Source organism: Pseudoalteromonas sp. SCSIO 43210 (genome assembly GCF_054133285.1).
In genome coordinates, this window is record NZ_CP087225.1 from 3226410 (window position 1) to 3248360 (window position 21951).

Annotated in this window: 19 protein-coding genes and 1 pseudogene; 6 read left to right on the forward strand and 14 right to left on the reverse strand. The window is 36.8% G+C overall.

Annotated elements, in window-relative coordinates; translation table 11 throughout:
• Positions 1–123: 123 nt before the first annotated feature.
• Positions 124–582, reverse strand: a complete 459-nt coding sequence (bufA2, locus tag LOS73_RS13820; protein ID WP_007375404.1) for a BufA2 family periplasmic bufferin-type metallophore — start codon at positions 580–582, stop codon at positions 124–126.
• Positions 583–806: 224 nt separating this feature from the next.
• Between bufA2 and LOS73_RS13825 the strand changes: the two genes are divergently transcribed.
• From LOS73_RS13825 to LOS73_RS13840, 4 genes are all read left to right on the forward strand, one after another.
• A complete protein-coding gene (locus tag LOS73_RS13825) occupies positions 807–2171 on the forward strand; it encodes a COG3014 family protein (protein WP_457933852.1) in 1365 nt (454 codons plus the stop codon).
• Positions 2172–2179: 8 nt separating this feature from the next.
• Positions 2180–2605 (forward strand): YcfL family protein, encoded by a 426-nt coding sequence (locus tag LOS73_RS13830; RefSeq protein ID WP_457933853.1) that lies wholly within the window; start codon positions 2180–2182, stop codon positions 2603–2605.
• An 11-nt stretch (positions 2606–2616) separates the two neighbouring features.
• The gene (lpoB, locus tag LOS73_RS13835) at positions 2617–3237 is read left to right on the forward strand and encodes a penicillin-binding protein activator LpoB (protein WP_007375407.1); all 621 of its coding nucleotides are present in this window, start codon (positions 2617–2619) and stop codon (positions 3235–3237) included.
• Positions 3238–3415: 178 nt separating this feature from the next.
• Positions 3416–3883 (forward strand): glycine zipper 2TM domain-containing protein, encoded by a 468-nt coding sequence (locus LOS73_RS13840; RefSeq protein ID WP_457933854.1) that lies wholly within the window; start codon positions 3416–3418, stop codon positions 3881–3883.
• Positions 3884–4026: 143 nt separating this feature from the next.
• Here LOS73_RS13840 and LOS73_RS13845 read toward each other — a convergent pair whose 3' ends face one another.
• Together LOS73_RS13845 and LOS73_RS13850 are read right to left on the reverse strand one after the other, a co-directional pair.
• Positions 4027–5205 (reverse strand): IS4 family transposase, encoded by a 1179-nt coding sequence (locus LOS73_RS13845; RefSeq protein ID WP_096792381.1) that lies wholly within the window; start codon positions 5203–5205, stop codon positions 4027–4029.
• A gap of 107 nt (positions 5206–5312) precedes the next feature.
• A complete protein-coding gene (locus LOS73_RS13850) occupies positions 5313–6491 on the reverse strand; it encodes an IS4 family transposase (protein ID WP_457933648.1) in 1179 nt (392 codons plus the stop codon).
• Positions 6492–6980: 489 nt separating this feature from the next.
• Here LOS73_RS13850 and LOS73_RS13855 point away from each other — a divergent pair, with 489 nt between their 5' ends.
• Positions 6981–7853 carry a gluconeogenesis factor YvcK family protein gene (locus tag LOS73_RS13855; RefSeq protein ID WP_457933855.1) on the forward strand — a complete coding sequence of 291 codons (873 nt, stop codon included), beginning with the start codon at positions 6981–6983 and terminating at the stop codon, positions 7851–7853.
• Here the strand turns inward: LOS73_RS13855 and LOS73_RS13860 are convergent.
• Positions 7832–8182 (reverse strand): Hpt domain-containing protein, encoded by a 351-nt coding sequence (locus LOS73_RS13860; protein ID WP_007375197.1) that lies wholly within the window; start codon positions 8180–8182, stop codon positions 7832–7834. The genes LOS73_RS13855 and LOS73_RS13860 overlap by 22 nt on opposite strands.
• Positions 8183–8203: 21 nt before the next feature.
• On the opposite strand from LOS73_RS13860, the gene LOS73_RS13865 reads away from it, so the two are divergent.
• Positions 8204–9214, forward strand: coding sequence for a glycosyltransferase family 4 protein (locus LOS73_RS13865; protein ID WP_457933856.1), 1011 nt, complete (start codon positions 8204–8206; stop codon positions 9212–9214).
• Between the two features lies 1 nt (position 9215).
• Here the strand turns inward: LOS73_RS13865 and LOS73_RS13870 are convergent, their stop codons facing one another.
• From LOS73_RS13870 to LOS73_RS13915, 10 genes and pseudogenes are all read right to left on the reverse strand, one after another.
• A complete protein-coding gene (locus LOS73_RS13870) occupies positions 9216–10616 on the reverse strand; it encodes a sigma-54-dependent transcriptional regulator (RefSeq protein ID WP_096793277.1) in 1401 nt (466 codons plus the stop codon).
• 79 nt (positions 10617–10695) lie between these two features.
• Positions 10696–12156 (reverse strand): SpoIIE family protein phosphatase, encoded by a 1461-nt coding sequence (locus LOS73_RS13875; protein ID WP_008135518.1) that lies wholly within the window; start codon positions 12154–12156, stop codon positions 10696–10698.
• 7 nt (positions 12157–12163) lie between these two features.
• On the reverse strand, positions 12164–12868 hold the full coding sequence (locus LOS73_RS13880; protein ID WP_007375201.1) for a ParA family protein: 705 nt from the start codon (positions 12866–12868) through the stop codon (positions 12164–12166).
• Positions 12865–14945: pseudogene (locus tag LOS73_RS13885) on the reverse strand (SLBB domain-containing protein). The gene LOS73_RS13880 and the pseudogene LOS73_RS13885 overlap by 4 nt, the downstream one beginning before the upstream one ends.
• 3 nt (positions 14946–14948) lie before the next feature.
• A complete protein-coding gene (locus tag LOS73_RS13890; protein WP_008135514.1) occupies positions 14949–15803 on the reverse strand; it encodes an OmpA family protein in 855 nt (284 codons plus the stop codon).
• Positions 15804–15819: 16 nt separating this feature from the next.
• Positions 15820–16128 carry an STAS domain-containing protein gene (locus LOS73_RS13895; RefSeq protein WP_007375204.1) on the reverse strand — a complete coding sequence of 103 codons (309 nt, stop codon included), beginning with the start codon at positions 16126–16128 and terminating at the stop codon, positions 15820–15822.
• Between the two features lie 166 nt (positions 16129–16294).
• A complete protein-coding gene (locus LOS73_RS13900) occupies positions 16295–18100 on the reverse strand; it encodes a sugar transferase (RefSeq protein WP_033030604.1) in 1806 nt (601 codons plus the stop codon).
• A gap of 10 nt (positions 18101–18110) precedes the next feature.
• Entirely contained in the window at positions 18111–19187 is a 1077-nt protein-coding gene (locus LOS73_RS13905) for a glycosyltransferase (RefSeq protein ID WP_033030602.1), read from the reverse strand.
• A 1-nt stretch (position 19188) separates the two neighbouring features.
• On the reverse strand, positions 19189–20682 hold the full coding sequence (locus LOS73_RS13910) for a GumC family protein (RefSeq protein WP_007375207.1): 1494 nt from the start codon (positions 20680–20682) through the stop codon (positions 19189–19191).
• A 131-nt stretch (positions 20683–20813) separates the two neighbouring features.
• Positions 20814–21950 (reverse strand): glycosyltransferase, encoded by a 1137-nt coding sequence (locus tag LOS73_RS13915; RefSeq protein WP_007375208.1) that lies wholly within the window; start codon positions 21948–21950, stop codon positions 20814–20816.
• Between the last annotated feature and the right edge of the window lies 1 nt (position 21951).

The following is a 21951-nucleotide window of genomic DNA, read 5'->3' on the forward strand; positions in this document are numbered from 1 at the left end:
TGCGTTCGATAAATTTTTATACCAATTGCATTAAATTTGTGATCTATTATAGCGCTAAGAAAATAACGCAATAAGTGTGCTATTTAATGCGATAAAAAGATCATATTTTTAATAAAATTGGTATTAGCTACCTACAGAACCACCAATGTCACCACATGCTTTTGCTGGCATTGATACAAAACCAGTCCCTTTACATGATGCATGTCCAGCGCACGCGTTATTAGCTGTTTTACAATCATTATGACCGCCACATACATTTACATCATTACAATGTACTAAATCAGCTTTAGCTACACTGCCAACCCATTTATCTTTTACTTTACCGCCAACGTCAGCACACGCTTTTGCAGGCATAGCTACAAAACCAGTACCTTTACATGATGCTTGACCAGCACATGCATTTTCAGCTGTTTTACAATCGTTATGACCGCCACACACATTTGCATCGTAACAATGAACTAAATCAGTTGTTGCGCCATTATTTGCAACAGAACTTGATGGTGATGTTTCTGCCTCTGTAGCATTACAACCAACTAAACCTGCAACCATTACAGCCATTGCTGCACCTGTGAACTTTTTCATTTTTTATTTCCTCTGAGTGATATAACAAATAGCTAGACCGTAAAAGCTAAATTACTATTTCAGTGTAGTTGATAAAAATTAATAGAATTCACGTTTTGTTCACCAGTGTGATCTTATATTTCTAGATTAGCAGGCAATTTTACTCTACGATTTTTTACAATATTTCACACATTTAGCTAAAAATAATATGTTAATGTATGCAGGTAAATTAAGAGGAGTGCGCAGTGCGCCTAAGTATAACTTTAAGCTTTTGTTTTATTTTAAGTGGGTGTAGCACAATAGGTTTTAGTGACCTATTTAATGACTATGCCACGCAAATGACACCAATAAGAAATGCGATCGAGAAAAATAATATCGAAGAAGCGCAATCCCTTATTGCTAATAATAGCACCCTGCACAGCAGCTACTTACTCAACCAACTCGAGCAAGCTCGTTTAAACGACTTAGCGAATACAGCAAATGATGCACAAAGCAAATTTGAGAATGTGTATACGCAAATGCAAAAAAAACGTGAAGCCGCCAAAATACAAGTTAGTGCGGGCCTTGAACAAAGTAATGCGTTATTTACTAACGACTCAGCCATTACCTATGTTCCACCTGCTTACGAAATGAGCATGCTTCATAGTTATAAAGCACTTAACTATGTATATAAAAATGATATTGAAGGCGCTTTAGTAGAAATTCGTAGAGCTAATAAAGTACAAGTTGATGCACTTGCAGAAAATCAAACTGAAATAGACTCAACAATAAAAGAAGCGCAACAGCACTACCCGAGTATGAACAATGTAACCAGAGATGTAAAAAATGGCTTTCAAAATGCCTACACGTTTTACTTATCTGCTTTGCTTTACCAAAGTGCTAAACAATACGACGATGCTTATATTGATTATAAAAAAGCACTCGCTATACAACCTAACAATATTTATTTACAACAGGACGTAATACGCCTTGCTAAAAAACAAGGGTTTGCGCAAGACTTAAGTGAATTCAAAAAACGTTTTAGTGATGCACCCACAATTTCTGCAACGCAAGGCGAAGTAATTGTTTTATTTGAACAAGGCTTAGTCCCCAAACAAGATGAATTTAAACTGCGCTTACCAATTTATTCATCACGTGGCGATGCACGCTTTTATAGCCTAGCAATGCCGGTATATAAAGATAACGCCTATGTGCGCCGTCTTAACACCATAAACATTGATGCACAAAGCTTAACGCTTAGTCCACTGGTACACATTGAAGCACTTGCAGCCAAAACATTAGAAGATCAAATACCTGCAAAAGTAGCCCGTCAAGTACTTAGGTTAGTGGCAAAAGAAAAAGTGCGTGCAGAGTTTGCTCGCAGCGCCGGTGATGTAGGTAACATAATTGCCAATATTTATAATTTGGCATCTGAGCAAGCTGATACACGCAGTTGGCTTACGCTTCCAAATCAAATAAGTGTTGCAAGGCAAAACCTAAATCCAGGTGAGCATTCTCTGCATATAGGCACACAAGCGCCTATAAATTTCACCATTAGTAAGCAAGGGTTAACGTTAATTTATTTAACCTCTATTAATAACTACTTTAATTACCACGTAGTTCAACTTTAGGAGCCATCATGAAATACATAGCGCCATTATTAGCAGTCTTAATGCTCAGTGCATGTTCCAGCAAACCGATTACATCCGGTATTTCTGTTGAACAAAATAAAAGCCAGTTTAATGAGCAATTACGTGTTGATAACCCAGCTTTAAATAAAAAGCTGACTATAACTGACATAAAGAGCCGTCAAACAAACCAGTTAACCGATGTGGTAGTGACACTTTCGAGTCAGTATAAAAAATCACAGTATTTACAGTATCAATTTAATTGGTTTGATAAAGACGGCTTTGTTATTAAAGGCAACCACTCACCTTGGCAAGCACTCACCTTATTTGGTTTTGCAAAAACACAATTACCGGGCTTAGCACCAAGCTCTGATGCAGTTACCTTTTCTTTAGCAGTAAGAGAAGTGTCTACCGAATCACAAGAATTTAAAGATTAAAGGAAACAACCATGATCATCAGTAACAAATTTAAAACAGCATCAACTTACGCTTTAGTTGGTTTGAGCGCTTTAGTATTAAGTGGCTGTGCCAATAAAGCCGTAGTAAGTTATGGCGATGCACAAGCAGTAGAAACAACCGATATTAATTTTGGCTCTACCGACTTACAAAAAGTAGCAAGCCAAATGACCGATTCATTACTCAGCTCACCCGTTGTTGGCACAATGACCGCTAATAAACGCCCTGTAGTATTTGTTGAGCGTATTAAAAACAAAACCAGTGAACACATTGATACTGAATCAATCACCGATTCAATCTCAACACAAATGCTACGCAGCGGTAAGTTCCGTTTTGTAGATATGACTCGTGTTGAGTCAGTACGTGAGCAATTAACGTTTCAGAACGAAGATGCCCTTGTTAACCCTGCAACAGCCGTTGCATTTGGTAAACAAATTGGCGCGCAATATATGTTATACGGAAATTTATCGAGCATAGTTAAATCAAATGCCGATAAATCAGACGTATACTATAAATTTACGATGCGTTTAATGGATATGGAAAGCGGCCTAGTTGAATGGGCAGACGAAACTGAAATTCGTAAAACGAAAGAAAAATCAACCTTTGGCTGGTAGCTAATACCAATCGGCTTATATATGGGGTCTATTTAACGTTAAGAAAATTACGCTAGTACTAGACAAAGATTTTTGTATCTAGTGGTTCTAAATAAAAAATTTTTAACGACGTTATAGCGCAATTTAATTCGTTAAATTGATCAAAGATTTATGCAGGTTGGTATAAAAGGAGCAAGTTATGAAAGCAATTACTGTAATTATGTGCGCTTTACTTACAATAAGTGCGCCTACGTTTGCTAAATACGAGCGCAATAAAGCAGTTCCTGTGCAGCAAGTTTTATTTGGTGACGTAAAATCGGTCCGCAATATTACCGAACAAGAAATCATTCAAGACAAAAACAACGGCTGGAAAACCTTCGGCGGTGCATTACTCGGTGGTGTTGTAGGCAACCAGTTTGGTGGCGGTAGCGGCCGCACAGTAGCAACAATATTAGGCTCGGTAATTGGCGGCAGTGTTGCACATAATAGGCAGCAGCAAAGTCATTATCAGCAAAATCATTTTGTAGAGTTATTAATACAAGTTGAAAACGGCGATCAGTTTATGGTTGTTCAAGATCAAGACCAATCAATGCGTTTTAGTAAAGGCGATAACGTAAGATTAGTTTACTTGAACTACAACACGGTGCGTGTAGATAAAGCGTATTAGGCCGTGCTGAACTTTGGTGGTTGAATTTGCAGCGGCATGTTTGGTGTTTCGACAAGGCGGAACCTATGAACGGTGGTTGTTCCCCATAAATAGGCGATAACGCAGCATAAATGCGCTGCCCGAAGGGCTGAGGGATCCCCACTTTATCCAGCGGCCTCTTTTTGATAATTAAAAATAAAGTTTTTTAAACTTTTTTCTATATAGCTTTGTGTAATACGTCTCTTACATAGCTTTATGACTTGCTTGGCTAAGGTTAAAAATGAAAGAACTCGGCGATTCTTAACACTATTTGCTTGAAATTTTATATGCCACTTTCTTTTTTCTGCTTCACACCCTATAAACCATAACGCAGTGCTCGCTATTGTGGCTATCAAGCATAATATTCCTATTCTATTTATGCCGGTGCTTTTACTAAAACGCCACGAAAAACCATATCTCAAACTTTTGTCATCGCGGAAATTTTGCTCTATTTGCATTCTTTTGCTATATAAACCAACTACTCGCTTACTCGTCATTGTATTGTCTGATGTCGCGAGTAACCATGGCTCTTTCGCTAAGTTTTGATACATTTTTGTATCTTTCGTAAATCTGCTTTTTCCTTTTCTTCCTTTATTTTTTCCATGATATACGTGTAAAAATGCATCGCATGCTGTCGGGCTGGACTGAGTTAGTCTTGCTTGACCTAACGCCTTTGGTATATCGCTGGCACCAGCCCTAAGTTGTTTTAATGTATGCCATTGTGATTGCATGGCTAGTTTACACTTCATTGAGCCTCTTAATCGACCTATCATATGCCAACCAAGTTCGCGTACTTTACTATACCAAGGCGTAAGAAAGCCGCCGTCTGTTACAATATAGACACTAGGATGTCGTCCAAGTACTTCATAAAGTTCATCTAAAAACAGGCTGTTGGTTGCTGGGCTATCAAAATTCTTCTGCTCAACAATCATGTTATAAATCACGATAGAGCGCCCATCCACAAGTAAGCTTGCTCGCAGTAAGTGATAGTCGTGACCACAGGCACCGCTCCAGTCAACGGCAATTGCAAGCATTGGTAAAGAGTCGATAATAGGATGAGCTAATGCTTTATAGATAGCGACCCTTTCATTGTAGAGGTGAGTATTTTTTAAGAAGCGATCAACGCGTTTTATTTTATGTTTTACATCCACAGCGCCAGACAAATTTCTGCCGATTTCAGTTAAGGTAAGTTTATTGCCCGAAATTAATGCATTACTGCAGCTTAGTAATGTTTTTACTCTGGCATTATTGAATGGCGCTAATGCATGTTTAAAGTACTTATGGCAAACTGATGTGTCAGGCATAGCAGTTGTGACTTATGTGGGTTGTGGTGATTTACATAAGATCATAAATTGCTGTGCCTGTCACGTTTTGGGGATTCGTCAGCCCGAAGGGCTGAGGGATCCCCACTTTATCCAGCGGCCTCTTTTTGATAATTAAAAATAAAGTTTTTTAAACTTTTTTCTATATAGCTTTGTGTAATACGTCTCTTACATAGCTTTATGACTTGCTTGGCTAAGGTTAAAAATGAAAGAACTCGGCGATTCTTAACACTATTTGCTTGAAAGTTTATATGCCACTTTCTTTTTTCTGCTTCACACCCTATAAACCATAACGCAGTGCTCGCTATTGTGGCTATCAAGCATAATATTCCTATTCTATTTATGCCGGTGCTTTTACTAAAACGCCACGAAAAACCATATCTCAAACTTTTGTCATCGCGGAAATTTTGCTCTATTTGCATTCTTTTACTATATAAACCAACTACTCGCTTACTCGTCATTGTATTGTCTGATGTCGCGAGTAACCATGGCTCTTTCGCTAAGTTTTGATACATTTTTGTATCTTTCGTAAATCTGCTTTTTCCTTTTCTTCCTTTATTTTTTCCATGATATACGTGTAAAAATGCATCGCATGCTGTCGGGCTGGACTGAGTTAGTCTTGCTTGACCTAACGCCTTTGGTATATCGCTGGCACCAGCCCTAAGTTGTTTTAATGTATGCCATTGTGATTGCATGGCTAGTTTACACTTCATTGAGCCTCTTAATCGACCTATCATATGCCAACCAAGTTCGCGTACTTTACTATACCAAGGCGTAAGAAAGCCGCCGTCTGTTACAATATAGACACTAGGATGTCGTCCAAGCACTTCATAAAGTTCATCTAAAAACAGGCTGTTGGTTGCTGGGCTATCAAAATTCTTCTGCTCAACAATCATGTTATAAATCACGATAGAGCGCCCATCCACAAGTAAGCTTGCTCGCAGTAAGTGATAGTCGTGACCACAGGCACCGCTCCAGTCAACGGCAATTGCAAGCATTGGTAAAGAGTCGATAATAGGATGAGCTAATGCTTTATAGATAGCGACCCTTTCATTGTAGAGGTGAGTATTTTTTAAGAAGCGATCAACGCGTTTTATTTTATGTTTTACATCCACAGCGCCAGACAAATTTCTGCCGATTTCAGTTAAGGTAAGTTTATTGCCCGAAATTAATGCATTACTGCAGCTTAGTAATGTTTTTACTCTGGCATTATTGAATGGCGCTAATGCATGTTTAAAGTACTTATGGCAAACTGATGTGTCAGGCATAGCAGTTGTGACTTATGTGGGTTGTGGTGATTTACATAAGATCATAAATTGCTGTGCCTGTCACGTTTTGGGGATTCGTCAGCCCGAAGGGTTCTGCCTAGGTGCAATTTACTCTGTGTTACCTAAATGGATTTAGGTAAGGGGCGTGAGCAGGACACGGAAGCTTTGCTCGGTTTTTACTTATTCTTACATGGATGTAAGTCATTAGGGTAACGCAGAAGCAGTTACCGAGCCCACTAGGTTACAAACCTCACGCCGCGATTAAATCGCCCCTAGATTGAACACCTTCCTATACCTATATTTGAATGACTCTGCATTGTAGTTTTTCTCATCAAAATGCATTGCACTTTGCAAAAAAGAGCAATAACAACCGGACCCTTTTCTTTTAGAACTCATTAAATAATTATAAATCAATAGATTATAAATTTATGTGTCTTGGAATAATTCCTGCTATATCAAATTAGGAAAATAAAACACAAAGGCATAACAATGAAAATAGTGTGTATAGGCGGCGGTCATGGATTAGCGCAGGTTTTAAGCGCAATTAAACCAATGTGTAATAGTTTAACAGCAATTGTCGCAACAACTGATAACGGGGGAAGTACGGGAAAAATAAGGGAATCTCAAGAATGCATTGCTCTGGGTGATATTAGGCGCTGTTGTCTGCAACTTGCAGAAAATAGAAAGGCACTTAACTCAATTTATGAACACCGGTTTTCAGAAGGTGTGTTAGATGGCCATTGTTTAGGCAACTTAACGTTGTTGGGCTTAACTGAGCTCACCAAATCTCCCACCAAAGCTGTTGCTTACTTTAATGCAATACTTGGTAATTCAGAAACTGTTTTGCCTATGACAGAGATCCCGACAGATCTAATCGCCACCCTTAAAAATAATAAAGAGGTCTTTGGTGAGTGTGCTATTGATGCGTTAGACACATTACCAACAAAAGTGCATTTGTCTAAAAATGTGCCCGCAGCGCCAGGGTGCGTAAGTGCTATTTTGGAAGCCGATTTAATCATAATTGGTCCAGGCAGTATTATTACAAGTGTTATGCCTGCCTTTTTAGTAGAAGAGATCTCTTTGGCTATTCAAGAAACATCTGCCTGTCGTATTTTCATTGAGAACACAACGCTAGAAAATAGCGTCATGAAACACACGTCAACTACTGGGATCGACTGGCTACAAGATCACCTAGGTTTTAAAATATACGATTTAAGTATTTCACCTTCTGCAATTGAAGAGATTTTTAATGACAATAAAAATGCACTACAGTCCAGAGAACATTTGCATGATATTGACGAACTAAAAAACATATTCTCGGAGTTACTTAAAGTACCAATTCAGCTTTGTGAGCAATCTTGATTGCTTGCAATAATAAATGCCATTTCGTTGAATGTTTGCTTGCTTTGCACTTCGACTATTTCTAGAAGATTATGTAAATCCTTTTTTGAGTGCTCGGTTTTTATAAGTTCCTCAATATATTTACATGTATCACCTAGCGCTATCGCACCAAAGCTATAACAACTACTTTTGAGACTATGTGCGTTAATTTCTATCTCATCACGCTCATTTGAATTAAGTATTATCGCCATTGTTTTTTTTGATTCGTCGACAAAAAATTTTAGTAGTTCAACAGCTGTGTCGTCGCCAATATCATTCTTGAGCTGTTCTATTACCGCTAAATCTATCATATCTACCTTTTGGAGTTTATTATGAATTACCAAGTTATTTTGTTTGTTGACTCTTCCATGTTGGGGGGGATTGAAACCCACATCGTTGAATTATCAAAACTACTGAGTAAAAATAATGTTCGTAGCTCAATTTTATTTTATAAAAATCATGGCAATCAAAAATTTTATGATTTATTGATTAAAGAAAACATAAGGTATGACTTTTTACAAGGGAAAATTAAAAACCTCGCTAATAAACTACTCAGTTATGATAACAACACTGTCGTTCATACGCATGGCTATAAGGCAGGTATATTAGGCCGATTAGTATGTAACATTATCAACAAACGCTGTATTAGCACATACCATGCTGGCGAAGTTGGGAATGGAAAAGTTAAATTTTATAATAAACTAGATCAATGGCTTTCATCGTTATCTATAAATTTTGCGGTCTCAAACAAAATAAAAAATACAATTAGCAATGTAAAATTACTTGAAAATTTTATCTCTTTACCAGCGCCTTCAAAACCGGTTATTCATACATCAACTATCAAGATTGGGTTTGTTGGCAGGCTTTCTTATGAAAAAGGACCAGATATATTTTTTCAATTAGCTGAAAACATGAAACAGTCTAACAATGTTGAATTTCACATTTTTGGTGACGGCCCTCTAAAAAATAAAATACCTGTTATAAATAACCTACATTATCATGGCTTAACTGAACGCAATAATATATGGAATCAAATAGATGTCTTACTTATTTGTTCTAGAGAAGAAGGCTTGCCTATGACATTATTAGAAGCAATGTCTCAGCATAAACTGGTTATAAGCAGTACTGTTGGCGCTATACCAAGTATCATTAAAAATAACAAAACTGGTTTTTTAATGAGTGTTGGTGATGCTAAAGATTGTCAAAAAAGCATAGAGCAATTAATTAATTTCCCTCCCCAAGCAAAAGTTAACTTATTAAATGACGCATATAACATGCTAGAGGAGCGTTTCTCTGGTAAAAAACAATTTTTATTGCTTCACCAAGCGTATACAGGAAAATAAACTATTCATTTTCTTCCCAGCTTTTAATCTTTCGATAAAGTGTCGATGGGCTAACATCAAGTAGTGAAGCGGCTTTAGGTATATTTGATGAACATATTTTTATTACACGTTCAATATATTCTTTTTCAGCTAACCATAATGCTTTAACATCATTTTGTGTATTTGGTAAATCGTCAATTAATATATTCGCAGGTTTAGTTTGAATACTCATTGGTGCTGGTTCAATCGCTTTTTTTGAATTTTCAGGTAAAGCGGGAAGCATATCAATATCTATAAATGCCTCAGGATGGAGTACCAATACATTACGAATCACATTTTCTAACTGCCTTACATTACCAGGCCAACTATATTGCATAAGTAATTGCTTAACCCCCCCTGCCATGCCTTTATATGGATGACCTTCGTCTTTCGCTATTTTAACAAATAAAGCTTCAGCAATTTCTATAATATCTTGGCCGCGCTCTCTTAGTGGCGGTAATTCAATAGGTATAACATGTAATCTATAATATAAATCTTCTCTAAACCGGCCACTTTCCACTTCAACTAATGGATCTCTATTTGTTGCACACACAAATCTAACATCTACTTTTACAACTTTCTCACTGCCAACTTGTTGATAGCTACCTGTTTGTATAAAGCGAAGTAATTTACTTTGTAGGTTAATGTCCATTTCACAAAGTTCATCTAAAAACAATGTTCCACCATCGGCTTGACCTGCAGCGCCAACGCGATTCGCAATTGCCCCCGTAAAAGCACCTTTTAAATGACCAAAAATTTCACTCTCAATTAAATCTTTAGGGATAGCCGCGCAGTTTAGTGCAACAAAAGGTTTATCAGCGCGATTTGAAGCTTGATGAACTGCACGAGCACATAGTTCTTTTCCCGTACCACTTTCACCTGTAATAAATGCAGTGGCTTTACTGGCGGAAGCAGAACTTATAATTTGATAAACAGATTGCATCTGTTTTGAACTACCAATCAAATCAAAGTATTTTCCGTTTTCGTATTTGTTTTTGTATTGGCTAACCGTTTGTTTTAAGTTTTTAATTTTTAACGCATTATTAACTGTAATCCGAAAACGGTCGGCTTCTATTGGTTTTTCTAGGAAGTCACATGCACCTAGCTTTATTGACTGAATCGCTATTTCTTTTGTAGCATGCCCTGTTAATACAACAACTTGTGGACAGTTTTCTGGATCAAATGTAGCAAGAATGTCTAATCCATTCATATCCGGTAGCATTACGTCGAGCACGATTAGATCAGGCTGCACCTTATTAATAATCGCTATTGCAGTTGCACCATCACTTGCCACGAGTGTATTTACTCCTGTCGGTAATAAATATGATTGGTACATCATTGCAAGAGATTGAGTATCTTCGACAATTAACACTGTTGGTGGCATAGTTAATTCCTTGTTAGCAAGCCAAAAAGAAGCTGTGAATCTGTAATGATTTAACTATAAAAGGTTAATTAAAGCAAATTCAATTAATTACAATAAGCGAAGCATCATCAATTTCTTTTGAAAGCGTAACCTGTGAGTTTTCCCATAACGTGTTAGCAAACTCAGCATGAGCGTGTTTATCTAACGGTATAATTTTAGTTAATTCACATATCTCATCTTTATCGGTAAAGCGGTTTTCAGTCCAGCCATCCGTGTATAGTAAAATATGTTCAACGTTATCAAGCGCTGCTTCATAAAGTGTATAACTATGATCTTGAGCGAGACCAAGCAGTGGACCGGTGCCTTTTAATTGACAAATTTCGCCTGTTTTTCGCAAAACGACAGGTGGAGGATGACCTGCATTTAACCAATATATTTTATTATTTTTTAAGAAAAATATGACAAGCGTAACTAAACTAGATTTACATAGCTGTTGTTTATAGATCGCGTTATTTAAAGCCACTAACATTTTTTGATAAGGAAGACCGGTTGCCAAAAAGCCACTTATAAAACCTTTAATAGCAAAGCTTTCTTTTAATGCTTGTAATCCGTGTCCCATCATATCACCTAGAATAAAAGCACTGCATTCATCATTAATGGGCATAAAAAAATCACCGCCGTTACCCAAACTAATTGAACCAAAAATATGAGCGGTTTTCTCATCTTGTAAATGAATTTTAGAAGGCGCTGACTCAAAAGTAGTTTGATAAGACAAGTAAGCAAAACGATGAGTTACACGTTCGATGCTTTGTAGTAACTTATTTTTTTTAATCGGTTTAATTAAATAATCGTCAACACCTAAGCGATTTATTTTATGTATCACTTCATCACTGTCATCGCCAGTTAACATAACAACTGATAGTTGCGACTTTAAATTAGACTTATTAAGTTTTTCTAATAAGGGCTCACATGTCCCATTTTTTAATTTATGATCCAGTAATAAAATACTTGCGTCAGCGGTTAAAATTGCCTGCCATCCTGATTCTATACTTTCACAGGCAATCACTTGAAATTTATCATTTAGATAAGCGCTCATGAGGGCAAGCTGAGTGACATCATCATCAACATAGATAATCGTTGGACGCCTATCTATTTGCTCTAAAGGGAATGAAAAAAAGTTTTTGCCATTTTTCGTTATATAATCTGCGTCCTTAAAATAATAACGAATTAACTCAACTCCCATTCCTCCTTCAACGAGTTTTCCAGAGTCTATTTTCCACGATGAATTGTTGTTTTTAAAAAGGTTATATGGGGCTAGCTCATCAATGAATGTTAATATGTAGCTGTCGCTACTAGGCTGGCTAATACGTAATAAAATTTGATGCTCAGAACCTTGGTTGTGTCTAATTAGATTTGTTAAATACTCTGTAGTAACTAAGCCTGCGGCATCCACCTCATCCTTTTTTACATTGAGCGCTCTTAAAACGTGCTTTAGAATGAGGCGAATCTCAGTCAATGTTGGCCATAGTAGTTCAAAGCGTCTTTCAAATAATATATCCATTGCACCCTCAATGATGTTCAAACAACCATCTTTGTTTATTAATTCTTGCTTTAAGAGTAGTACATAACTTTGGCCATTTTGTCGTATGCTTTTCTAAAAGTTTAACTATACGCTCACCTAATGGCGCAAAATTATGTTGGCTTATCAATATTTTGATATTGCTATGCCCTGCTTGCTTTAATTCTCTCACACCTTTGCAAAGCGACTCTTCATCGTTAACCCCCAGCCCCACGGTAACGAAGGTTAATTCACTGCATAAACTTAAGGAATGCAGTGGCACATTATTCCTGTTCAATTTTAACACCGGTGACATGTCAATTAATATATAATCGTATTCTTGCTTTAGCCGATCAACTGCGTCATTTAGTACATGTTTGTTCTTCGCCGGTTCAATCCTAGCTAGGTTTTTAATGGTTAATAAACTGATACCTTCATAATTAGTCACGCCTAATTGACAAGAAATATCATCAAAGCACCATGGTTTAGAAATTGTTGGTAACTTATCATCTGAGCAAAATGTATTGATTGGGTTTAAATCAATTATTAGCACTGATTTAAGTTGGCTTTGTAATCGCTTAGCAACACTAACACATGCACTAGATGACCCTTCTGAACCTGATAAAGAGATAAAAGTGATACAACGAGCTGAATTATCAATCATCATGTTACATATAACTTCCAGCTCATAATACTGTTTTGGTATTAATTTCATAAGCCCACCACTAATGCAAGAATAGTAATAACATCTAAAAAGTTATCTTTAAATTGACTAAGTAAATCCTGCCCTTTCTCTGGTATGTAAAGCGTATCACCCGCTCTTAATACTGGAATATTTACTGAATTTGGTGATTTAATAAACGCCTCTAAATCAAATACACGAGACTGTTCTTTACAACATGAATGATTAACAACAACTATTTTATCTATCAATGCTGAGTTAGAAGGGCCGCCTGCTTCAGCTAATACATCTAAAATGGACATTGTATCGTCAAAATTGTATCGACCCGGTTTTTGTACAGCCCCCATTATACGTACTACCCGTTCTTTAGGTGTACGGAGCCAATCTTTGTCTTTTTCAGGTACAAAAATAGTGTCTCCTGGTAATACATTAGGAAACAAAGTTTCATCGCCTGTTTCAAAGTACATGGCGAGATCTAATTTACTTACTTTAGCTCGATTACCATTACGGTGAGTGATTCTAATATTACGAATATCTGCCGTCGCTGTTGGGCCGTCTGCTGCAGCTAAAATATCAATAAAGTGCATGTTTTCGTTAAACGAGTAACGACCTGGCGAACCTATTTGCCCCATAATATAAATAGACTTACTCGACTCTTGGCGGATCCATTGGGATTTATTATCCGACGGATCAACTGGTAGCTCTTCAAATATAACTGTATCACCCGCAACTAAATTTGGCAGCGGTGTGTCACCATTAGTAATAGTATACTTTTCAAGATCAAAGCGTTGTGTAACATCACCATTACGCAGTATTTTTATATCATTGATATTAGCGCTTTTTGTAGGCCCCCGGCATGAGCTATTAAGTCTGTAAAATCCATTTCATTACTCCATTCGTATCGACCTGGAGAATGTATGGCACCAATTATTTTGATAGCTCGTTTAGTCGGAATTTTAAGCCAGCTTTTTTCGTTAACATCTGTTTTTTCAGGTACAAAAATTACATCGCCAGGGTTTAAATCTGGTACTTTGGTCGTTACACTGCCTTCGCTATAACGCTGTAAATCAAATAAAATACTGTCTCCTTCTGGTGTTAATATTTTGATATGGCGAGTTTCAGCAAATCGTGTTGGTCCGCCTGCATTGGCTAAAATATCTAAAAAGTTTGTGCTATCGGCCGCTTCGTACGCGCCTGGTTTTTGCACTTCTCCCATAATATAAACCGTACGTGACGTTGTGTTTACGTCATCAACCATAATAGGCACATACACAGTAGAGCCAGGTTTTAGCAGTTGCATAGTGCTATTTGAGGGTTTATCTAGGTACCCTTTCAAATCAAAAATAACAGGTGTTTTATCAACAATGACTCTTATTTTAGTTACATCAGCATAACGAGTGACCCCCTCTGCGCGCATAAGTGCATCTAAAATACTCATATTTTCTTTAAAGGAAAAACTCCCTGGATTATGTACTTCACCTAAAATAGTTATCGCGCTGCTATCACTGGCATCCCCTGTTGCACTGAGTGTTTGCGCATCAAAGTCTATTTGCACATTACCAAGCAAAGGCGATACTGGCACAAACACAGTATCTTTGCTTTTTAGAGAAGGTAACAGGCTAATATTTCCTGTATCTAAATATGATTTATAATCAAATTCAATTACCTCATTACCACGCCTTATCTGTATTCTATCTAGCTGAGCACCGGGTTTTAAACCGTTTGCTTTAGAGATAACCATTTGAATATTCCCATCATCAGGAATACTCACTTGCGATGGTGTCACTACATAACCAAGTACATTAATAAGAATATCTCTGCTGTGGATCGCTACATAAAAATCATCCATTGCAACAAATAGTTCAGCAAGTACGGGGGTTAACTCACTTTCAATTTGCATAGTCGTTTTGTCAGCCACATTAAATTGGCCTATTTCTGGGAGGTTAATTTGTCCTCTTTTATCCACTTCAAACGTTGTATCAAATTCTGCTTCACCTGGAATATATAGAAAAAGCTTATTTCCCACTTGCACTATGGCATTACTTTCATCAGAAGCTGAGTAAACATTGAATGATAAAATAAACACCGCAATCGCGAATATAAATTTCATAATTTACTCCTCTTTGCTTTTAATAATTTTTGTCCAATTAACAAGTGCTTTAGCGTTATCATCTTGCATATTATTATTGCTTGCATTGAGGACTATCGCTTCAACTCGCCTATCAGAATGGCGGACACTTTCCGTTGGGGATTGCTTGCTATAGGGCTTTAAGCTTCCTTGTGTAAGTGTGGTAATACTTTGAGTTTTAACACCATAAACGACGAGCCAATGTTTTACTGTTTCAGCTCTTTTTAATGCAAGCTCATAATTATTATTCCCTTCACCAACTGAATCAGTATGACCCACTAACAAAATTGAAATACTATCTAGTTGCTTAGCTAAATCAGCAGCTTGAGCAAGCCTTGCTGCATATTTAGGGGTTATTTCAAACGCATTAAATGCAAATTGATTATCACTATTTAGTAAATCCGCTACTTGTTTTTTAACACTAGATACAGTCGTTTCTGAAGTGGTATTAACTGCACAATGAGTGAGCTTTTGAACCGTGTCAAAATGGTTTGTTAGTTGATTGAGCCCATGGTAGTGAATCAATAAGTCATGCTCTGCATCTTCCCACATTTGCGCAGCTATAAGCCTTCGAATACGATTTTCGTAAATTTGAGCTTTTAAAAGCTGTGCTGGCATACATGCTTTTATATCTTGTGACTTTAAAAGTTCTAATTTAAAAACAAGGTGTTCAAATTCACTTCTCACCACATCTTCGGGTTGTGTAAAGTTATTATCTGTTTGCTCATCATTTAATGGATAGTTTTGATATTTTTCGGCCCAACCCCCTTGCCCCTCATCAGGCCAAGAAGCACACCCACTTAAAAGCAAGGTTATGATGAAAAAAATGTGTGCTTTCATATCGCTCTCCTTATCGTTAAAGCGAATCAATAAATGGAATGGTTTTATCCACTCTTAGAAGATTCATTAGCTTAAACGGCTGCCCAGTTACATTGAGTAATGACAATTTATGGCTTCTTTTTTCTATTCTTTTATAAAGAAAGACAATCGCGCCAATACCCGAAGAGTCAATAAACTCAGTCTTTGAAAAATCCAAGATAATAAAGTCTGTACCTGTATCAACTAGCTCTTCAAATTCATCTTTAAATCCATCAACAGTAAAACCTGAAAAGTCATTTGGAAGCGATACTATTTTATGTTCATTTTCACTGGTTAAATTTATCATCGTAGTTACCTATTAAATATTAAATTCAATATAACTATTACAAGAAACGAACCAACTTTAAGATATTGATAATTAATGGCTTTTAATTTAGCAGTGGGAGCGCTTGAGGATAGTAAAGCATAATGCAATTCCCTTTTAAAAGTAGGATTGCATTATGCAAAAATAATTATTGCCCTTTTCCAGTAAATACAACAACGAGTGTTTTCAAAAAAATAGTCAATTCCATATAAAACCAACTACGTGGAGATGATGTACTTAACATATAAGCATAATCCCAACCTATTTTTTTCCTTGCATCATCAATACTTTCATCATATCCATTCATTACTTGAGCAAGCCCCGATATACCTGGCTTTATACCGTAGGTACGCTGAGAGAAATAAGGAATATCTTTTTCAAGCTTGGAGTAAAATACAGGTCGCTCTGGTCGAGGACCAATGAGTGACATATCGCCTACCAGCACATTCCATAATTGAGGTAATTCATCTAAACGCGTTTTACGAATGAAACGCCCTATAGGTGTAATTCTAGGGTCGTCCTTACTTGCCCATACCGCGCCACTTGCTACTTCAGCATCAACCACCATCGAGCGAAATTTAAGGACATTAAAAAGGGCAACAAAGTTATCATTACTCTCTCCCACTCTAAGTTGATTAAACAGTACCGGTCCACGTGAACTTACTTTAATTGTTGCAGCCACTAAAAGCATGATCGGAGACAGTAAAGTTAGTCCTACCACAGAGCCAACAATATCAATTATACGTTTTATAACTTTAATACTGACGTTTGGTTCAGCTTCTCTATCATGAACCCTTTCCCAGTGTTTTTTATAATCACCACGTTCAAATTTAATAATGCCCCATAACGCTAAAAAATAAGCATTAAGAATATAATTAACTTTATCAACGATAGGGATCTTGGCCTTAATGTTGAGAGTACTTTTAATCACAAAGAGACTATGGACGGCTACAATCACGCAACACAACAACTTAACTAACAATAAGTTCGAGAAAAATGCCATTGAAAACAGTAAAATATAAATTAAAGCAAGCAATATTGGCATTACGCCACGCAAAACTTTATGTGAAATAAAGTTAAAACTAACCCACCCTAATCTAGGATTGAATAGCTCAAATAATATTTTAATTTGTTGCCAATTGCCTGCTCCTAATCTCACTCTTCTAGCATAGTCATGGCTTTGCTCATCGCACTCTCTTTCAATAATGTTAATATCGCTATTTACGACCGCTTTGCCGCCATTTTTTAAGGCTTTCATAGACAATATAAAATCATCATTTATTGTATTTTCATCCAATATATCTGTGTATTTTGAACGAATAGCAAACATGGCTCCTGGCACACCAATCACCGCACCAAGTGATGATTCCAGGCTTTTTACATTATTTTGATATTGCCAATAGTGTTGTTGCTCTGGGGTTGCGTGTTCATCTAGAACATAAACACCTGTAATGACCTTAATATCAGGATCTTTAAAATCAGTATCAATTTTATTTAATACATCAATACTTAATAAGGCACTCACATCGGTAAACAGCAAGACGTCGTAATTTGATTTAGTTAGTGTAATTAACTCGTTAATACCATGTGCTTTGCCTTGGTTTTGTTTATTATAATGCAAGTGGCACACTACGTTTTGCTGAGCAAGATGTGATTGAGCCAACATCGCTTCTTCGTATGTGTTATCTGTACATCCATCTAAATAAACATGAATGGCATAAAGCTCAGTGTCATAGAGCATAGCGCCGAGGTTATGTAATTTTTCTTTAATGTGTTCTTGCTCATTAAAAGCACACACCAAAATACCAAATCGATTATTTTTTCTTATATTCCCCTCTGGGAATATACGTTTATGAGCCCGTCGACTAACCAACTTTAACAGCGCTAAATAACCAACGTGATGGTACACAACGGTTACAATCAACACCATGAGAACAATTATTAAATAAGTCATGATTTTCCCCTTACGATGGTAATCCATTATAAAAACGGTCGTACTCTTCACTCATTTTATTAGCATCAGCGATTGAAAAAATATGCTCCCTTATACATTCTCCCTGTTTCATATTAATCGCTTTAATAACCGCAAGTTTAAGCCCCATTTCATCGCCTGGTTTAACCAATACACCTTGCTTATGGGTTAATACTTCGCTGATCCCCCCAACATCAGTTGCAACAATAGCTTTACCACACGCCATAGATTCCAAAATTGATAGCGGTAACCCCTCTCTTTGCGAGTAAAGACACATTACATTGATTGCAGAGTAAAATAATTGCATGCTTTGTACATTGCCTAAAAAATGTACTCGATCTGAAACACCCAATGAGCTAGCATAATCAACAAGTTTTCTGCGTAAGCTACCATTGCCAGCAAACACTAATTCGATGTTTGCTGGCAATGAAGATAAAACCCTTATAAGCGGAAAATGCCCTTTCCCTAGCTCTAAACGAGCAGAACAACCAATCAAACTCACCTTTTTAGGTAAATTTAATTCATGCCGAGCGTCCAACTCATTGGTACTAAAAAACTGTTTAAAATCGACTCCATTTAGGATTGTTCTATCGGTTCTAATTGCTGTTTCGGTATAGAAATCTTTCGCCACAACTTGTGCATCCGCAACCCAGTGTATTTTTGTTAGCTTATTTAATAATTTAGTTATTAAACGTTGCTTAAAACTTTTTAAATACCACGCGTCATGGATAGTCGAAACGTGCTTTATCTGGCGATTTTTTAAACTTACAATACTTGCATAAAGCATTGGCCCTATATGATGGCTATGGATGACATCTATATTGTGTTTTTTTAAAAGAGCTGACAGTTTTCGAACTGTATTTAGATCAAATTTTTCAGCCTTATTTAGGCAAATTAATCTGTGCTCAAACGCAGCTAGCTGCGGCCAGTCTCTAACTGCTTCACTAAAACTTCCCTCGAGTGAAACAAAAACACTCGTATCAGAAAATTGACTTTTTTGCATTAGTGTCGCGGCCATTTTCTCAAGGCCACCTATTTTGAAATGTTGAACCAAATGTAATACATTCATGTTATTTCCTCTGATCAATAGAGTTCACTGATGAATTGAAAACCAAATCCACAGGTGTATTTCTAACAATGGGTAAAATAGTCACGACCTCAAGAGCTGAGAGCTTCTCTATGGTTTGAATATCCTTAAGGTGGCTATCGAATAAAGTCGCAACAAACACTATTGTGCTACTTGTAAAGATACCTAAAATGATGCCTACAATAATTGATACGGCAAAAGATGTGTTGATAGGTTGTGTCGGACTATATGCACGCTCGATGTTTTTTACTTTATCTGGGCCTTCATATTTAACTAACTTTCCTGTTACCTTCGCCATTTCGTAACGGCTTAACATATCTTTATATAATGATTGCTTAACATCGTAATCACGTTCTAATTTTCTTAATTGCTTTTCAATATCACTTGTCACTAAAAGTCTTTCGCTTACTGTATTAACTTGCTGTTCGAGCATGCTGTATTCTTGCTGGTGCTGAGTAACTGAGTTTTTTGCTTCTTCTAAATTAAGAATTTGAGAGACAAGTACACTGCTTTCGTTATCCCCGCCACTGGGTAAGGTATTGGCCATCTGCCAAAGCTGATCAAGGTTAGTAAGGTCAAGCTCCTTGCTACTTTCAATTAATGACTGTTGACGATTTCTTATACTTTGCATCTCTCTTTTTTTTGAAATTACCTTACTGTGCTTTTCTGTATAACGTGTTTTTAAAAAGCTAAGTTCAGACTCTACTGCAATAATTTTTTCTTCAATACGCCCTAGGATTGGATTGGCTTGTCCCATTTTTGTTGTCAACGCTTTAAGCTTGGCTTGCGCACCCGATAAAACGATAGATTTTTGCTGTTGGTCACTCAATAACTTATCGAATGTTTGTCGGTTACTGTGTAAAACGGCAGGCAAAGTATTGCTATTTTTAGCTTTGAACATAGCCAGTGATTCTTCCGATACCTCAAGCTCATCCCGAAGACTGACTAGTTGCTGATAAAAAAACTGTTCCGATGTATCAAGTGATGCTCTTGTTGGGGCTAATAAACTTTCAATAAATTTTTCAACCACTTTCTCCAACACCATCTTCATTTTTGTCTGGTCATGCCATATGAAGTTCACACGAACAAGTTCATCGCCAACAAGTGATAAAGAAAGTGCTTGAGAAAGCTCTTGGTGGATTTTTTCTATCTCAGCTGAGGTAGCCGTTTCAGAAATCAAGCCTGTTTCTTTTGCAACAGCTATTAGTACTTTTCGGCTAATTACAAGTGTTCTAAGTGCCGCCATTCGATTTGATAAATCGAAAGAAAAAGATAAATCATCTAGGTATGGATTAAGTAACGAAGACTCTTCAATTAAAATAGTTGCATGGTTTGTGTATTGCTTTTGCGCAGTCACAGCCAAGATAATCACGACTGAAGGAACAATCAAAAGTGGTAAAATGAATAGCTTTGCCCTTGTATAAACACTATACAAGGTTAAATAAAGTAACCTTTTTATTTGCTCTCTTACTAACATAAACCCTACCTATACATTTGCATATTGCTATGCGAAATTTAGCTGCTATTTGCATAATAAAAATTTAAGCTGCAAATAGCGTACTTTAATAAGGTAGTTGCACAGGCTGCGCCAAGATTATCGTTTACTGCCTAAGGCGCTTTATTTAACATTAAAATATCATGTTGAACGAGCAATGCTTTTGACTCCCAACTATGATCTTTAGCGATGTCCTGTTGCGCTGACTTAAGAGAGCTTAACTGTTCTTTATCTAAGGCAATTGCCTGATCTATTTTATTTATAAAATCGAATTGATTTTTTGCTATGTAAATATTCGACTTATAACGTGTTACGGCTGGAAAGTCCGTGGCAACAATCGGGCTTCCTGCGGCTAAATACTCTTTTAACTTTAATGGATCACATGCTCTAATTTGCTCATTATCTACAAATGGTAAAATAGACACATCCCAATGTGCCGAAAACTCCACTAAACGCTCGTGATCAACAGCTGGCACATGTGTAACGTTTTTAAACTGCATTAGCTCAGATGTGCAAGCAACAATATCTCCGACCAAAAGCAGTTGATAATTTGGTCGCTCCGCAACAAGCGCTGTTAATAAACTGATATCTAACCACTGATTAATACTTCCATAAAACCCAATTACTGGTCCATTTAAAACATCTATTTCTGGGGCTCTCTTTACATCAGACGTAAATAAATCATAACTCACACCATGGGGAAGTAGCTTTGTTTTATGAGCCGGCATTTTATTGTTTAAAAAATCACTCACAACATAAATTAGGTCGGCTTTCTTAATTAAATTTTTCTCAAAGGATGACACTAAATTAGGATCGACACCTGCCAATGCATTAAAATCGTCACCACAGTAGTAAATAAGGGTGTCTTGTGCTTTTTTAGTGAAAAAGTATTCTGCGGTAGGCACACTTAACCAATACGTTAACGGGCCATTACTTTGAATATCTTTAAAATAAAAAGAAAAAACCCACCTATTATAACGCCTCACAAAGCGATTATCGTGCCATGGCAAGACTGGTAATCGGTAAACTTGCATCGTCGAAGGTGTTTTAATTGCCGTATTTTCAGGTTTACTAAAAAGCTGCTTAAACTTTCCCCAAACTCGTTTTATATCGTGTAATTTAAAGCGAGGTTTTCGCATACCTATTGAGTTAACCCAATGTATTTCATGATTTTTAGCCAATTGAGAAAATAAATGTTGCGTACTACTCGGGTGACTTGCCCAATCTTCGCCAAAAACGATAAATTTCATA

Bases quoted from the DNA above. Each gene is read 5' to 3' on its own strand.
- LOS73_RS13830 (WP_457933853.1), top strand. From the start codon at position 2,180: ATGAAATACATAGCGCCATTATTAGCAGTCTTAATGCTCAGTGCATGT.
- LOS73_RS13900 (WP_033030604.1), bottom strand. From the start codon at position 18,100: ATGACTTATTTAATAATTGTTCTCATGGTGTTGATTGTAACCGTTGTG.
- LOS73_RS13850 (WP_457933648.1), bottom strand. From the start codon at position 6,491: ATGCCTGACACATCAGTTTGCCATAAGTACTTTAAACATGCATTAGCG.
- LOS73_RS13890 (WP_008135514.1), bottom strand. From the start codon at position 15,803: ATGAAAGCACACATTTTTTTCATCATAACCTTGCTTTTAAGTGGGTGT.
- lpoB (WP_007375407.1), top strand. From the start codon at position 2,617: ATGATCATCAGTAACAAATTTAAAACAGCATCAACTTACGCTTTAGTT.
- LOS73_RS13870 (WP_096793277.1), bottom strand. From the start codon at position 10,616: ATGCCACCAACAGTGTTAATTGTCGAAGATACTCAATCTCTTGCAATG.
- LOS73_RS13895 (WP_007375204.1), bottom strand. From the start codon at position 16,128: ATGATAAATTTAACCAGTGAAAATGAACATAAAATAGTATCGCTTCCA.
- LOS73_RS13865 (WP_457933856.1), top strand. From the start codon at position 8,204: ATGAATTACCAAGTTATTTTGTTTGTTGACTCTTCCATGTTGGGGGGG.
- LOS73_RS13855 (WP_457933855.1), top strand. From the start codon at position 6,981: ATGAAAATAGTGTGTATAGGCGGCGGTCATGGATTAGCGCAGGTTTTA.
- LOS73_RS13860 (WP_007375197.1), bottom strand. From the start codon at position 8,182: ATGATAGATTTAGCGGTAATAGAACAGCTCAAGAATGATATTGGCGAC.
- LOS73_RS13875 (WP_008135518.1), bottom strand. From the start codon at position 12,156: ATGGATATATTATTTGAAAGACGCTTTGAACTACTATGGCCAACATTG.
- LOS73_RS13905 (WP_033030602.1), bottom strand. From the start codon at position 19,187: ATGAATGTATTACATTTGGTTCAACATTTCAAAATAGGTGGCCTTGAG.
- LOS73_RS13915 (WP_007375208.1), bottom strand. From the start codon at position 21,950: ATGAAATTTATCGTTTTTGGCGAAGATTGGGCAAGTCACCCGAGTAGT.
- LOS73_RS13840 (WP_457933854.1), top strand. From the start codon at position 3,416: ATGAAAGCAATTACTGTAATTATGTGCGCTTTACTTACAATAAGTGCG.
- LOS73_RS13910 (WP_007375207.1), bottom strand. From the start codon at position 20,682: ATGTTAGTAAGAGAGCAAATAAAAAGGTTACTTTATTTAACCTTGTAT.
- LOS73_RS13845 (WP_096792381.1), bottom strand. From the start codon at position 5,205: ATGCCTGACACATCAGTTTGCCATAAGTACTTTAAACATGCATTAGCG.
- LOS73_RS13880 (WP_007375201.1), bottom strand. From the start codon at position 12,868: ATGAAATTAATACCAAAACAGTATTATGAGCTGGAAGTTATATGTAAC.
- bufA2 (WP_007375404.1), bottom strand. From the start codon at position 582: ATGAAAAAGTTCACAGGTGCAGCAATGGCTGTAATGGTTGCAGGTTTA.